This window comes from Patescibacteria group bacterium, assembly GCA_028710985.1.
Taxonomy (GTDB): Bacteria; Patescibacteriota; Patescibacteriia; order JAHJFT01; family JAHJFT01; genus JAQTTB01.
The window spans coordinates 360,750-374,921 of sequence record JAQTTB010000001.1 but is presented as its reverse complement, the minus strand read 5'-3'; the positions used below and the strand labels follow the sequence as shown (position 1 = coordinate 374,921).

The 14,172-nt window shown below is 49.0% G+C and carries 9 protein-coding genes and 4 tRNA genes; 8 read left to right on the top strand and 5 right to left on the bottom strand.

Annotated elements, in window-relative coordinates:
* Positions 1-37 precede the first annotated feature (37 nt).
* The 8 genes from speD (at position 38) to PHW53_01750 (ending at position 3,318) form a co-directional block, all read left to right on the top strand.
* Complete coding sequence (gene speD / locus PHW53_01785; protein MDD4995177.1) at positions 38-418, top strand: adenosylmethionine decarboxylase; 381 nt, start codon at positions 38-40, stop codon at positions 416-418.
* A gap of 15 nt (positions 419-433) precedes the next feature.
* Positions 434-691: a GIY-YIG nuclease family protein gene (locus PHW53_01780; protein MDD4995176.1), complete on the top strand. Its 258-nt coding sequence runs from the start codon at positions 434-436 to the stop codon at positions 689-691.
* Positions 682-758 (top strand) — tRNA-Ile (locus tag PHW53_01775). Before PHW53_01780 ends, PHW53_01775 begins: the two co-directional genes overlap by 10 nt.
* Positions 759-778: 20 nt before the next feature.
* Positions 779-850 (top strand) — tRNA-Phe (locus PHW53_01770).
* 187 nt (positions 851-1,037) lie between these two features.
* Positions 1,038-1,113, top strand: a tRNA-Pro gene (locus tag PHW53_01765).
* 143 nt (positions 1,114-1,256) lie between these two features.
* On the top strand, positions 1,257-2,246 hold the full coding sequence (locus tag PHW53_01760; GenBank protein ID MDD4995175.1) for a D-alanine--D-alanine ligase: 990 nt from the start codon (positions 1,257-1,259) through the stop codon (positions 2,244-2,246).
* 132 nt (positions 2,247-2,378) lie between these two features.
* Positions 2,379-2,450 (top strand) — tRNA-Gly (locus tag PHW53_01755).
* A gap of 178 nt (positions 2,451-2,628) precedes the next feature.
* Positions 2,629-3,318, top strand: coding sequence for an AAA family ATPase (locus PHW53_01750; GenBank protein ID MDD4995174.1), 690 nt, complete (start codon positions 2,629-2,631; stop codon positions 3,316-3,318).
* Between the two features lie 75 nt (positions 3,319-3,393).
* Here the strand turns inward: PHW53_01750 and galT are convergent, their stop codons facing one another.
* From galT to PHW53_01725, 5 genes are all read right to left on the bottom strand, one after another.
* Positions 3,394-4,317, bottom strand: a complete 924-nt coding sequence (gene galT, locus PHW53_01745) for a galactose-1-phosphate uridylyltransferase (protein ID MDD4995173.1) — start codon at positions 4,315-4,317, stop codon at positions 3,394-3,396.
* Between the two features lie 5 nt (positions 4,318-4,322).
* On the bottom strand, positions 4,323-4,811 hold the full coding sequence (gene ruvC, locus PHW53_01740) for a crossover junction endodeoxyribonuclease RuvC (GenBank protein ID MDD4995172.1): 489 nt from the start codon (positions 4,809-4,811) through the stop codon (positions 4,323-4,325).
* Entirely contained in the window at positions 4,801-5,508 is a 708-nt protein-coding gene (locus PHW53_01735) for a YebC/PmpR family DNA-binding transcriptional regulator (protein ID MDD4995171.1), read from the bottom strand. Before PHW53_01735 ends, ruvC begins: the two co-directional genes overlap by 11 nt.
* A 107-nt stretch (positions 5,509-5,615) precedes the next feature.
* Entirely contained in the window at positions 5,616-9,497 is a 3,882-nt protein-coding gene (rpoC, locus tag PHW53_01730) for a DNA-directed RNA polymerase subunit beta' (protein ID MDD4995170.1), read from the bottom strand.
* Positions 9,498-9,508: 11 nt separating this feature from the next.
* Positions 9,509-12,919 carry a DNA-directed RNA polymerase subunit beta gene (locus PHW53_01725; GenBank protein MDD4995169.1) on the bottom strand — a complete coding sequence of 1,137 codons (3,411 nt, stop codon included), beginning with the start codon at positions 12,917-12,919 and terminating at the stop codon, positions 9,509-9,511.
* Positions 12,920-14,172: the final 1,253 nt, after the last annotated feature.

The following is a 14,172-nucleotide window of genomic DNA, read 5'->3' as shown; positions in this document are numbered from 1 at the left end:
CGGGCCTTTCCGCCGCGCCAATATTGAGGATAAAGAAATGGAACAACTCTATACGCCTCGGCTCTATCATCTTTACGCCGAGTTCTATGGGGTCAACGAACAATTGCTCAATGACCGAAATCTAATCAAAGAAACTCTGACATCTGCCATAAGCAAAGCCGGCTTACATTTGGTAAATTTTGTTGACTACCATCACAAAATTTTCAACGGCGAGCTGACTAAACACCAGGGGGTCTCGGCAGTCGCGATACTGGAAGAATCCCACGCCGCGATTTATACCTGGCCAGAATACGGCTACTGCTCAATCGACATTCTGACCTGCGGCAGCTCGGATACTCCGAATAAAATCAAAGAATACATACAGGACAAATTCAATCCATCCAATATCAATGTCACCCTGGAAACCAAGGGTGCATAGGAGGACTCGCGAATAATGTTTTTTACCTACGTTTTATTAAGTTTAAAAGATAAGAAATTTTATATCGGTTTTACGGATGATTTAAAAAAACGCTGCCAAGAGCATGCGTTGGGCAAAGTGGACTCAACGCGAATACGCCGTCCATTGAAACTGGTATATTATGAAGCCTGCCTGAGCAAAGAACTTGCCCTTAAGCGAGAAAAATATTTTAAGACCGGATTTGGGAGGCGCTTTTTACAAGCAAGAATCAGCCATGACATATTGGGCGCATAGCTCAGCTGGTTAGAGCGCGTCACTGATAATGACGAGGTCCGTGGTTCGAGTCCACGTGCGCCCACCATCAATTTTATAAAGCCCTGGGCCTGGGTAGCTCAGTGGTAGAGCAGTGGACTGAAAATCCACGTGTCGACAGTTCAATTCTGTCCCCAGGCATTTACGGATTTTCAAAAAACCGTTCCGGCAAATTGTCGGAACGGTTTTAAAATGGCTTATCTTAGCAAAAAAATCCAGCCGGGCATCTTGATTTATTTAGTGATTTCTGCTATTATTAGAATAAATTTATCCGGGGCGTGGCCTAGCGGCTAAGGCGCATGCTTTGCCTGCCCGCCATGGCCTGAGCCGGGGATTAGCGCAGTTGGTAGCGCGCCTGCTTTGGGAGCAGGAGGTCGAGAGTTCGAGTCTCTCATCCCCGACCAAGGCGACGGCAGGCGGGGGAGCATGAGATCGTGAGTTCAAATCTCACCGCCCCGACCATCTGTAATAAATAATTCGTAGCGCGTCCCGACGTTGGGTCGGGAAGGTCGAGAGTTCGAGTCTCTCATCCCCGACCAAAGTTTATATGAAAAAAAGAATAGGTTTAATCCTTGGCGGTCCGGGGAATGAATCGGATATATCCATAATTTCCGCGAAGAATATTGCCGAGAACTTTGATTTTAAAAAATACTCACTGGTGTTAATGTATTGGCGGAAAAATGGAGAATTCAATATTGTAAAAAATTTCAATAACCTTTCACGTCTTGGTTTGAAAAAAATTGAATTAAAAGATTTTAAAAAAATTATTGATATTGCATTTCCCATAACGCATGGCCGTTTTGGCGAGGATGGGATATTGCAGGCCATGCTCGAAAATTGCGGCATCAAATATTGCGGCTGCCGCGTTCTGTCTTCGGCTCTTTGCATGGATAAATCTTTTTTTAAAAATTTTATTAAATATAATCGTATCCCTCAAGTCAGATTCGCATCAATTGATTATTCTACTCTTTCAAAAAAAGAAATTGATATTAAATTAAAAAAAATTAAAAAAACCTTTAACTTGCCAATTTTTGTAAAACCTTCAAACTCCGGATCTTCAATCGGAATTTCGAGAGTTAATAGTTTTTCTCAACTGCCAGCGGCGATAAACAAAGCCCGACGGCATGATCAGAAAATATTGATTGAGCAGGGGCTTAAAAATCCGCAAGAAATTGAAGTAGCGGTTATAGGCAATCATGACCCGCTGATTTCTAAACCCGGCGAAATAGTGCCGGTAAATGAATTTTACGATTTTGATGACAAATATAAACTCAATAAAACGCAAATTAATATTCCAGCAAAATTGACTACCTCTCAAGCCTCCATAATTCTAAATTACGCCTCACGCGCTTATCGGCTTTGCGACTGCCGCGGCTTTGCGCGAATCGATTTTTTTATAAATAACAATCGTGTTTATATAAATGAAATTAACACGCTTCCAGGTTTTACAGACATTTCGATGTTCCCACGACTGTTAATCAATGAGGGATTATCATATAAGCAAATCCTTAATCGCATTATTGGATCAGCATTTTAATCGCGAGTGTCGCCTGCCTGCCGGCAGGCAGGTATAATGGCTATTACGTTAGCCTTCTCCCGAAAATTCCCGAAGCGAAGCGAGGTTGAATTTTCGAGGATCCCGCCCGTAAGAGTCCTTAAAAAATTATCAGCGGGCGTCGTATAATGGCTATTATGTTAGCCTTCCAAGCTGAAGATGCCGGTTCGATTCCGGTCGCCCGCTGATAATTTTTTAAACAACCCGATCGGGATCCTCGAAATAGAATGCCGGTTTCCTGCCTGCCGTAGCCCCGAGCTTATCGAGGGGCGAAGGCAGGGATTCCGGTCGCCCGCTTTTGTCCGCCTTTGGCGGGCTCCAAATTAAAATCGACAACTCAAATATTTTACTTAAGATTTACAGTATGGTTCACGAACACAAAAAATTTACACAAAGAGAGCAACGCGCCCAAGAATCTTTCTTGTCAATGCTTAGCGTCAAGAAACGCAAGTCTAAAAAGCCGACCATCGTGGCCATTATCGGCCTCGTCGGTTCTGGCAAGAGCACGGTGGCGCAAGAACTTGCCAAGCACATCGGTGCGACGATTATCAAGGGCGACGACATTCGTATTGAACTTCGCAAACAAAACGAATGCTATGAGCGAGTCCGTGCTATCGGTGAAAATGCCGCGCTTGAAGTTTTAAAACGAGGCGGTAATGTTATCCTCGATTCGGACTTCGTGGATGCGAAGAATCGCGCCAGTGCTCGCGAAAAAGCGCAAAAAGCAGGCGTTCGCCTTGTTTTCGTTCGTACTCATTGCGACATTGATGTCATAGTTGGACGCGTAATTACCGCAACCTACCACGATAGTGCTGACGACTTCTTTGGCGGCGCGAAGTCCAGGTGGCAAGGAAGCGAACAATCGAAGGGCGCTGCCGTGAAGATTCGCGAGATGTGGCGCCGCACTCCCCATCATTATCGTTGGGTTAATCAAGAGGGCGGTAAGTGGATTATTAAAAAGTTTCCATTCCCGATTTTTGCTGAAATTGATACCACGGATTCGAATTCATGGAAGCGAGAAGTGAGAAGGTACGCGAAACTGCTTATAAAATAAACCCTAATCAGAGGCGATCCAGTTTACGCTATATCAAAAAATCCCCCCGCGAACGGGAGGATTTTTCAATTGATTTTAGAATGCTTTTCGGTAGAATTTAGCCGCTTCTTCAGGCGCGACCGGATTGATGATGAGCCCGGAGCCGATTTCCACGCCGGCCCAGACGCTCCCCCGCGGCGTAATCTTCATGTAAAGATGCTGGTCCTCGTCGTAGACAACCTGATGAAAATAAAAATTATATGGTAAGCCGAGTTTGGAAATCTGGCGCAATATTTTCTTGAGGACGCGCGCCCATTCAAGGCGCTCCTTGTCGTTTAGATCGGAAATGTTATCAATGTGGCGGCGGGGCAGTATCCAGACTTCGTAATTGTGCATTGAAGCGTACGGCGCAAAAGCGACAACGTGCCGGCCATGGAAGACGCGGCGCGGTCCGCGCGATTCTTTGCGGATCACGTCACAGAAGACGCACCGGCCATGGCGAAGCTTGTAGTCCTGGACCTTTTGGCATTTGTCTCCGAGGTGCGGCGGCAAAAATTGCGTGGCAAAAATCTGCGAATGGGAGTGCGCGAGCGACGCGCCGGCTATACCGCCGTTATTTTTAAAAATCAGGATGTATTCAATTTTTTTATTCTTGGAAATCGCCTCGGTGCGGTCGGAATAGACCCGGAAAATATCGGCAATCTGGCGTTCGCTCAAGTCCTCAAGCTCAAGTCCGTGGTCCGGCGTTTCGACGATAATCTCCTGTTTGCCGTAGGCGCGGGGATTCGTGAGCGTTACCGCGGGAAATTTATTTTCCAGAACTTTAATCCTCCATTTCCGGCCGCCAACCGTCTGAAAAGCTTTTTCTTTCTCTATCCGCGGCGAACAAAAAGCGCATGTTTTTTTCTTCTGGCTGGAAAGACACTCGGGCGGCGCGATTTCGTGCGGCCGCTTGCCGCGGCGCGGCGCGATAATCACGTATTTTTCCTGGATGTAATCTTTGCGGATTTCTGGTTTCATATTTTTTAATTGAATTTCTTGGTCGTAGCGGCGCAAATCGCGATCGCCAGAGCGTCGGCCGCATCATCGGGCCGCGGAATCTCGGTGAGATTCAGAATGGTTTTCACCATGCGCTGAATCTGAATCTTATCGGCGCTCCCCCATCCGGCGGCGGCCTGTTTAATCTGCGCGGGCGTGAATTCAAGCGGTGTAATTCCGGCGCTCGCGAGGGTGAGCAAAATCGCGCCGCGCGCTTCGCCGACCTGAATTGCGGTTTTTACGTTTTTTGAAAAAAATAATTTTTCCATTCCCGCGATATCGGGCTTATATTTTTTTATAATTTTATCGAGCCTTTGAGATATTTCTAGAAGCCGGCCGGCATGCTCGTCCCGAGAGGATGTTTCGATGCAGCCGTAATCAATTGCCGCAAGTTTACCACTGTCCTCAATCACGGCCCAGCCAAGGCGAGCAAAACCCGGATCGATGCCCAGGATTATTTTTGAATTACGCTTCATTGGAGTACCATTCGTTGACATCATCGTCTTCATCGAGCGAATTATACAATTCTTCAAGTTTTTGCTTGACCGCCGGGTCGCTCACCGCGATACGCTCTTTGGCAATCCATTCCAGGCCCGAATATTCAACCGCGAGATCGCCGAGCGCGGCGAGAATGTTTTTGAGTTTGTCCGGCGCGGAATATATCACGAAAAGCCCGTCTTCCTCGGCAATGTCTTCGGCCCCACCATCAATGAGCTTGAGCTCCGTGGCTTCGCGGTCCGAACCGAGCGAGGCGACACGCGCCACGCCCTTGCGGTCAAATAAGTATTTTACCGATCCGGCGCCGGCGAGCGAACCGCCGTAGTTTGAAAAAATATGTTTGAGATTGGAAACCGTGCGGTTGCGGTTATCGGTCAATGCCTGAATCAAAATCGCGATACCGAACGGGCCGTAAGCCTCATAGAGCACTTCTTCGAGCTGTTCTTTGCCTTCACCCGTGGCGCGGGCAATGGCGCGGTCAACGTTTTCGCGGGGCATGTTGGCCGCGCGCGCCTGCGAAATCGCGAGGCGCAATTGAAAATTCGATGCCGTATCGGCGCCGCCGCGCGCCGCGACCGTGATGGTGCGCGCGATTTTAGTGAAAACCTTGGCCTTTTTGGCGTCCTCGGATTGTTTTCGGTTTTTTATGTTTGCCCACTTGGAGTGTCCGGACATAGAGTATTGTTTAGGATTGACTTAATAGTATCAAAAATCCAGGTAATTTTCAACAAAAAATCGTCCCGACTGAACGAAGTGAACGTCGGGACGATTTTTATGATTTTCTATTGCTTGTGGAATCCGGTGCCGGCCGGAATGAGGCGGCCGATGATAACATTTTCCTTGAGGCCTTCAAGCTTATCAATCTTTCCGGTGACCGCGGCGTTAATTAAGACGCGGGCGGTCTCTTGGAAGGAGGCGGCCGAGAGGAATGATTCGGTGGAAAGCGAAACCTTACTCACGCCGAGAAAAAGCTCATGGGCTTCGGCCGGACGTCCCTTGGTTTTTTCGGCCTTCTCGTTTTCATCAAGCCATTTTGCTTTTTCCACTATATCGCCGGGCAAGAGATCGGTGTCGCCGGCATCTTTGACATAAACGCGCGAGAACATTTGGCGAATGATGAGCTCAATGTGTTTGGAATTGAGCTTCTGTCCCTGCGAAGCGTAAATAAAGAGAATTTCTTTGAGCAGATATTTCTTGACCGATTCGCCGCCGCGGAGGGTATAAAGCTGCTGGAGATCCAGGTCGCCTTCGGTGAGCTGGTCGCCGGCCTGCACTTCGTCGCCATCCTTTACCCAGATGACAACGCCAGGCGGTATTACGTATTCGTGAGTGCTCTTTGTTGAAAAGACAACCCGAACAATATTTTTTTCCACCTTTACCGTGCCTTCACGGCGCGCCGGAATCGCGGCGCCGTCTTTACGCACAATAAGTTCATCGCCTTCAAAAACCTTGGTGCCATCCTTCACCTTGATTTCATCGCCTTCGTCGGCGCGGAATTTTTCTTCGTCCACGCCTTCGTATTCAATTTTGATAATGCGCTGGCCGGGCTGATTCAGGTCAAGATATTTCTGGCCGGTCGGAGATTCAATAATTTTGCGCTCAATGGTTTCAATCCGAATCTTGCCGGTGAAATCCGCGATGATAGCGCGGCGCTTGGGCGGACGCGCCTCAAAGAGCTCTTCAACGCGCGGCAAACCCTGGGTGATATCCTGACCAGCCACACCGCCGGTGTGAAATGTTCTCATAGTAAGCTGGGTACCCGGCTCGCCGATTGACTGCGCAGCCATAATGCCGACCGCGGTGCCGAATTCCACCAGTTTATTATAAGCGAGATCGTAACCATAGCACTTCTGGCAGATACCTCGGTGCAATTTGCAGGTCGCGACGCTCCGGACGCGCACTTCTTCAATCTCAATGCCCTCGAGTTTACGAAGGTGCTCTTCGGTAATCAAGGTATCGCGTTTAATGACAACCTTGCCGGTTTTTGGATTCTTAATATCCGAAAGAGTAAATCGGCCGAGGATACGGGTATTGACGGCTTCACCAATTTCTTCCTGTTCTTTTTTGGTAATCAGAATGCCCTCCGATTCACCGCAATCTTCTTGAGTGACAACGATATCCTGCGCCACATCAACCAGGCGACGAGTAAGATAACCCGCACTCGCGGTACGAAGAGCGGTATCGGAAAGACCTTTTCTCGCGCCATGGGTGGAGATAAAAAATTCAAGCACGTCAAAACCTTCGCGAAAATTCGCCTTGACCGGCAGCTCAATAATGTCGCCAACCGGATTGGACACCAGGCCTTTCATGCCGACCATCTGGGTGAGCTGGCCCCAGGAACCGCGGGCGCCGGATTCAATCATGGAAAATACCGAGCCGTCTTTAGGCAACGATTCGCGAGAGAGCTTGGTAACCCGTTCCTTAATATCCGTCCAGACTTTGATAATCTGGCTGTGGCGTTCCGCCTGCGTGAGTAAGCCCTGATCATATTGTCCCTGAATAAGATTAACCTGATTGTTTCCTTCGGTAATAAGTTCTTTCTTTTTTTCCAAAATCGGCAGATCGCTCATGCCCCAGGAATATCCGGAAAGTGTGATGTGCTTAAAGCCGAGTTCCTTCAAATCATCTAAAAGCTGGGCAGTGCGCTCGTTGCCGTAATATTCAAGGCACAGGCGAACGACTTCGCCAAGTTTTTTTACGCCCATTGTCTCATTGATGTAGGGGATCTTTTCCGGGAAGCAGCGATTAATGAGAAGCCGCCCGACATTAGTTTCAATAAGCTCACCGCCTTGCCTTAACGGAACGCGGATTTTTTCACGAATGCTGATTTTTTTGGAATTGTAAGCGAACAGCGCTTCTTCAATGCCATACAAAGCCCTGGGCTCGCGTCCCTCGGGAGCAACCAGCGTACTCATATAATAACAGCCCCAGGCAACATCCTTATTCGCGGTCGCGACCGGATGTCCGGTGGCCGGCTTCAGGAGGTTGACTGACGAAAGCATAATTTCGCGGGCTTCACGCTTTGATTCAACGGTGAGCGGCACGTGCACAGCCATTTGGTCGCCGTCAAAGTCGGCATTAAAGGCCGAGCAGACCATGGGATGAACCTGAATCGCTTTTCCTTCAATCAAAATCGGGCAGAATGCCTGAATGCCGAGGCGGTGCAGGGTCGGCGCGCGGTTTAGGAGAACCACGGCGTCTTTGATAATTTCTTCAAGAATATCCCAGACTTCGGGACGATCGGATTCAATAAAACGGTTCGCGCTTCTTATATTATGAACGTATTCACGCTCAATGAGTTTGGAAATCACAAACGGCTTGAAGAGCTCAAGCGCCATTTTCTTCGGAAGTCCGCACTGGTGGATCTTGAGCGACGGGCCGACTACGATGACCGAACGGCCGGAGTAATCGATTCTTTTACCCAGCAGGTTCTGGCGGAAGCGTCCCTGCTTTCCCTTGAGTGTGTCGGCGAGCGACTTGAGCTGGCGCTTTTTGCCGGTCGCGGCAATTACGGTTTTGGAATGGCGCGCGCTGTTGTCGATCAGGGCGTCGGCGGCTTCCTGCAGCATTCTTTTCTCGTTGCGCGTGATAACCTCCGGCGCGTTCAGCTCCTTGAGCCTTTTGAGGCGGTTATTGCGGTTGATGACACGGCGATATAAATCATTCAAGTCCGAGGTAGCGAACCGACCGCCGTCCAGGGCGACCATGGGGCGCAAATCCGGCGGAATGACCGGAACAACCGTGAGAATCATCCAGTCGGGCTTGATCCCATTTTTTTCAAGACTCTTCATGAGCTTGATGCGGCGGACAATGCGGTCCTGCTTTGCGGCCTTGGAATTCGCGAGCTCTTCTTCGAGCGCCTTGATGGTCGCCGGAAGATCGATTTTGGACAGGAGATAGTGAACCGCCTCGGCGCCGATGCCGGCCTTAAAGATGTGGCCGAATTTTAGGGAATAATCCTGGTACTCGGCTTCGGAAATAATTTTTAAAACCTTGAGCTCCTTGAGCTCCTTATCCGTAGAGCTGTAATCCTTATCAAGTTCCTTGAGTTTATTTTCTTTAATGCTGTAAAGTTTTTCCAATTCGGTTTGCAGTTCTTTTTCGCCGATATTTTTCTCGGTGGCGTTTTTCTGAGCGCGTTCATAATCGCGCTTATGCTCGTTTTCAATCATCTTGCGCTTGCTCTTGTATTCGGATTTGAGCTGTTCCAGAGTGGCGCGCTTTGCTCCTTCATCAACCCCGGTTATGATAAATGATCCAAAATAAATTACTTTTTCAAGCGCCTGCGCCGACATATCAAGCACGGTGCCGATTTTGGACGGCACGCCGCGTAAAAACCAAATGTGCGATACCGGCGCAGCAAGTTCAATGTGGCCCATGCGTTCGCGGCGCACGATGGAATGCGTGACCTCAACGCCGCATTTATCGCAGACAATTCCTTTATAACGGATTTTTTTATACTTACCGCAATAGCATTCCCAGTCTTTGGACGGCCCAAAAATTTCTTCGGCGAAAAGGCCGCTCTTTTCCGGTTTCTGGGTGCGGTAATTAATGGTCTCGGGTTTTGTAACTTCGCCGTAAGACCAGGAGCGGATCGCTTCCGGAGAAGCGAGCCGAAGCCGCATGGCGTCAAAGTCGGCAATTTTCGTGATTGGTTCTGGCATATGTTTCAATATTATTTTTGAAATGAGTCAGGCCGTTTCGTCACTTCTCCAGAATCAATGATGCTGTCAACCCGCTCACCGTCTTTCAGGAGTTCCACATCCAGACAAAGGCCCTTGAGCTCGCGCACCAATACATTGAATGATTCCGGAATATTGAGTTTTTTGATTTCCTCACCCTTGATAATTGATTCATATGCCTTGCTGCGGCCGGGCACGTCGTCGGATTTGATGGTGAGTATTTCCTGCAGGGTATGCGCCGCGCCGTAAGCCTCGAGCGCCCAGACTTCCATTTCACCGAACCTCTGGCCGCCGAACTGGGCTTTGCCCCCAAGGGGCTGCTGAGTGATGAGCGAGTATGGCCCAATGGAGCGCTGATGAATTTTATCTTCAACCATATGGTTGAGCTTCATCATATATATGTAGCCAACTGTCGGTTTGTTTTCAAATGCGTCGCCGGTGCGGCCGTCAAATACCTTGATTTTTCCGTCGGACGGAAAACCGGCGCGCTTGAGTTCGCTGTGAATAGTTTCTTCCGAGACGCCATCCAAAACCGGAGTCGCAACCTGATAGCCAAGGGCGTTGGCCGCAAGGCCAAGATGAGTTTCCAGAATCTGGCCGAGGTTCATGCGGGAGACAACGCCGAGCGGCGAAAGAATCATGTCAACCGGCGTGCCGTCTTCGAGAAACGGCATGTCTTCAATCGGAACCACCTTGGAAATAACGCCTTTGTTGCCGTGACGGCCGGCGAGCTTGTCGCCAACCTGCACCTTGCGGAGATCGGCCACGGAAACCTGAATTGATTTAATAACGCCGGGCGGCAGTTTGTCGCCGTCCTCGCGTGAAAAAATTTTAATATCCACTACCTTGCCATGTTCACCGTGCTCAAGATAAAGCGAACTGTCGCGCACGTCGCGGGCCTTCTCGCCGAAAATGGCACGCAGGAGTTTTTCTTCGGCCGAAAGTTCGGTTTCGCCCTTGGGAGTAATTTTGCCGACCAAAATATCGCCGGATGTGACTTCGGCGCCGACGCGTACAATGCCGTTCTCATCTAAATTGCGGAGTTTTTCTTCGCCGATATTCGGAATATCCGAAGTAACCACTTCCGGCCCGAGTTTGGTATCGCGCACATCAACCACGCAGTGTTCAATATTCACTGATGTATAACGGTCGTCCTGCACAAGGCGCTCGGAAATAATAACCGCGTCCTCGTAGTTGTACCCTTCCCAGGCCATGAAAGCCACGAAAACATTCTGGCCCAGGGCAAGTTCGCCCTGATCGATGCCCGAACCGTCGGCGAGAACATCTCCAATCTTAATTTTTTGGCCGGGTGAAACAACCGGAGTCTGGTTGATGCAGGTGGAAGCATTGGAGCGCAGAAATTTTTTCATCACATATTCATGCGCGTCGCCGTCTTTCTTCTCAATAATAATGCGGGCGGCGTCAATATATTTCACCACACCGTCTTCTTCGGCCGATATCATATGCCCGGAATCGCGCGCCGCGCGCTCCTCCACGCCGGTGCCAACAATCGGAGCATCGGCTTTAACACACGGCACTGCCTGGCGCTGCATGTTCGTGCCCATCAAGGCGCGGACAGTGTCATCATGTTCCAGGAACGGGATCAAGGCAGTGGCGATACTCACAATCTGCTTTGAAGCAACGTCCATGTAATCAATGGAGTGAACGTCTTCAACGCTCGGCTCGCCGCGTTTGCGGACGCCGACCTGCGTTTCCAGAAAGAATCCTTTTTCGTCGATTGCAGTGGTGGCCGAAGCGCAGATTGATTTTTCTTCGTGAAACGCGTTCAAATATTCAATATCATTGGTGACGCGCGGCTTGAGCGGAATGGTTTCCGTTCCGTTGCCTATAAGTTTCGCAGCGATTTCTTTGGTAATCTTTTCTTCGGCGGAAACAACAATTTTGCCTTCAGCGTCTTTCAAATCATGGCGGGCATATTCCCCGACCGCGGACTTGCCGTCGTTCGGCACATCATGCACCACGCGACGGTAAGGAGATTCAATAAAACCGTATTCATTAACAAGCGCGTAGCAGGAAAGATGGCCCACCAAGCCGATGTTCGGTCCTTCGGGAGTGGCAATCGGGCAGATGCGGCCGTAGTGAGTCGGGTGGACGTCACGGACTTCAAATCCGGCGCGTTCGCGCGATAAGCCGCCCGGGCCCATGGCCGAGAGCCGGCGCTTGTGCTCAAGTTCGGCCAGAGGATTGGTCTGATCCATGAACTGCGAAAGCTGGGATGACATAAAAAATTCGCGCACCGCGCCGATAACCGGGCGGGCGTTGACCAATTTTCCGGAAGTCAGGGCCGAAACATCAATGGTGCTCATGCGGTCTTTGACAATGCGCTCCATGCGCGCGAGGCCGACGCGGAAACGCGCCTGCACCAGTTCTCCGACCGCGCGAACGCGGCGGTTGCCGAGATGATCGACATCATCGGCGTCTCCCTGGCTAATATTCAGCCGGATAATTTCACGGACAATCATGACAATGTCTTCGGGTCGGAGAATGCGATTCTTTTCATCTTCAACGTGTTTTTTTGCCGTATCCAGTCCGAAACGCAGATTGAATTTATAACGACCGACTTTACCCAAATCATAACGATCGTAATTAAAAAACATGGCGTGTATCAAGCTTTTGGCATTATCTGGAGTTGCAAGATCGCCAGGACGAATTCTTTTGTACACCTCGATCAAGCCGCCGTCCTGATCATGCGAAACATCTTTCGCGATGGTTGATTCAATGTAACGATTGGTCGGGTGAATATCCACGTCCTTAAACTCTTTGATAATTTCCTCATCCGTGGAATATCCGAACGAACGCATGAGCGCCGTAACCACGACTTTTCTTTTACGATCAATCTTCACCCAGATGACATTGCTCGCGTCGGTTTCAAATTCAAGCCAGGCGCCGCGGTTGGGAATCAGTTTCGCTCCGTAATACTTGCGTCCGCGGTTGAATTCGGAAGTAAAAAAAGCGCCGGCCGAACGCACGAGCTGGGTGACAACCGCGCGCTCGATACCATTGATGATAAAAGTGCCGCGGTCAGTCATTACCGGCAAGTCGCCGAGATAAATATCCTGCTCGCGCTCTTCTTCGGTGCGGCGGTTCATGAGCTTGGCGCGCACACGGAGCGGCGCTTCGTAAGTAATATTTTTTTCGCGCGATGTCGGCTCGTCAAACTTGGGCTCGTCGAAATAATAATCTTCAAAATATAACTCAAGATCACGGCCGATAAAATCCTTAATCGGCGAAATCTCGTTAAAAAGCTCGCGAATACCGTTTTCAAGAAACCAGCGATATGAGTCCAGCTGGACCTGAATTAGGTTCGGGAGCGGAATCGCCTCGCGCAAGCGGGTAAAATATTTTCTGCCCGGCTCGGTCGGCGCCATTCTTTTAAATATCATAGGGTGTTAATAAATATCTTGCGGAAATTATTTTATTAAGAAATTTTGATAAATTTTTAGGGTCTAAAAATAAAAAATCCCCGCGCCAATAAATGGCTAGGGCAGCCAAAAAAAATTTTGCTACTGATGTGTCATGTTTGAGACTTGTTCCACTCTTAGAAAGTATGACTTTATAGCGGAAAATAAGCCAAAAATCAAACAGCGTGCCCTAATTTTAACAAGACTTCTCAAAACTGTCAAGTTTTGTGGGTATAACTTTGAGCTTGTCAAGAGATGCGATAATATGGCTAAAATAAGCCATTTTTTAATATTTTTTGCTTCGTCAAGCCGGATATTTAAAAAATTATCCCCAAGATTATCCACAGTCACATTAAAATTCGCTTGTTTGCCCTTATATTTTAGTTTTTGACATATTTTGGCTAATCTATGCATAAAAGGCTTAATTTAGCTAAAATATCTGTCAGCAGGTCTTGACAAATCCCTTAGCCTATGGTATAGTTACTTGTTAAAAATCAAAAATCAATAAGTATTTGAACCATACAATTTAATACGAGGAGAGAGAAAATAGGGTCCCGATTACCATTTTGTTATTCGGGATCAAGAAAGAGATTATTTGTTTTGAGATTATACTCTCCGCGACTAAATAATCTCTTTTTTGTTCATCACAATTCAATCGCGGACGCAGATTTGGAGGAGGTCCCGATAACACCTGCCTACCGGCAGGCAGATCGGGATATACAGCAACTGTTTCGCGCCGCCCGTTGAGGAGCGGGCAATGCGAACTGCGGCATCTTCAAGGATCAATCGAGGAGCAATCTTCGTGAATCCTTGTCACAGGGATGCCATTTGCTCGGGAAGACCAATTTATTGGCCATGCCCGGGCGCTGCCTCCAATTCCGCGTCCGCGATTTTTTCCAAGAAAGAAATGGAGGGGTCAACCAACGGCGAGCCCAGTCCCTTTGGGACAAAGCAAGTCGGAGGCGGTTCCAAGGATGTCCGTTTTGGTCTCCGCAAGGAGTTTACTAAAACATGTACATTCGCAGAACCTATATTTGCGGCGCGCCTCGTGCGCAACCCGCAAATAGACACGCCTCCAGTTCTTTCCCGGAAAAATTACCGCCTGCCACATGGAGGGGGTTTAACCAGGCATTCAAATAATTAAGAGCATTTTAGCTCGCCAATTAGTGCCACGGTTCTCCTCCAGCTGGGAAGCGGTGATATAACCCCAAGCAAATCCTCGACCGAGTGTCGAG

What these genes read in the sequence shown, in the direction of transcription:
- rpoC (MDD4995170.1), bottom strand. Translation starts at nt 9,497, where the DNA reads ATGCCAGAACCAATCACGAAAATTGCCGACTTTGACGCCATGCGGCTT.
- galT (MDD4995173.1), bottom strand. Translation starts at nt 4,317, where the DNA reads ATGAAACCAGAAATCCGCAAAGATTACATCCAGGAAAAATACGTGATT.
- ruvC (MDD4995172.1), bottom strand. Translation starts at nt 4,811, where the DNA reads ATGAAGCGTAATTCAAAAATAATCCTGGGCATCGATCCGGGTTTTGCT.
- PHW53_01780 (MDD4995176.1), top strand. Translation starts at nt 434, where the DNA reads ATGTTTTTTACCTACGTTTTATTAAGTTTAAAAGATAAGAAATTTTAT.
- speD (MDD4995177.1), top strand. Translation starts at nt 38, where the DNA reads ATGGAACAACTCTATACGCCTCGGCTCTATCATCTTTACGCCGAGTTC.
- PHW53_01725 (MDD4995169.1), bottom strand. Translation starts at nt 12,919, where the DNA reads ATGATATTTAAAAGAATGGCGCCGACCGAGCCGGGCAGAAAATATTTT.
- PHW53_01735 (MDD4995171.1), bottom strand. Translation starts at nt 5,508, where the DNA reads ATGTCCGGACACTCCAAGTGGGCAAACATAAAAAACCGAAAACAATCC.
- PHW53_01760 (MDD4995175.1), top strand. Translation starts at nt 1,257, where the DNA reads ATGAAAAAAAGAATAGGTTTAATCCTTGGCGGTCCGGGGAATGAATCG.
- PHW53_01750 (MDD4995174.1), top strand. Translation starts at nt 2,629, where the DNA reads ATGGTTCACGAACACAAAAAATTTACACAAAGAGAGCAACGCGCCCAA.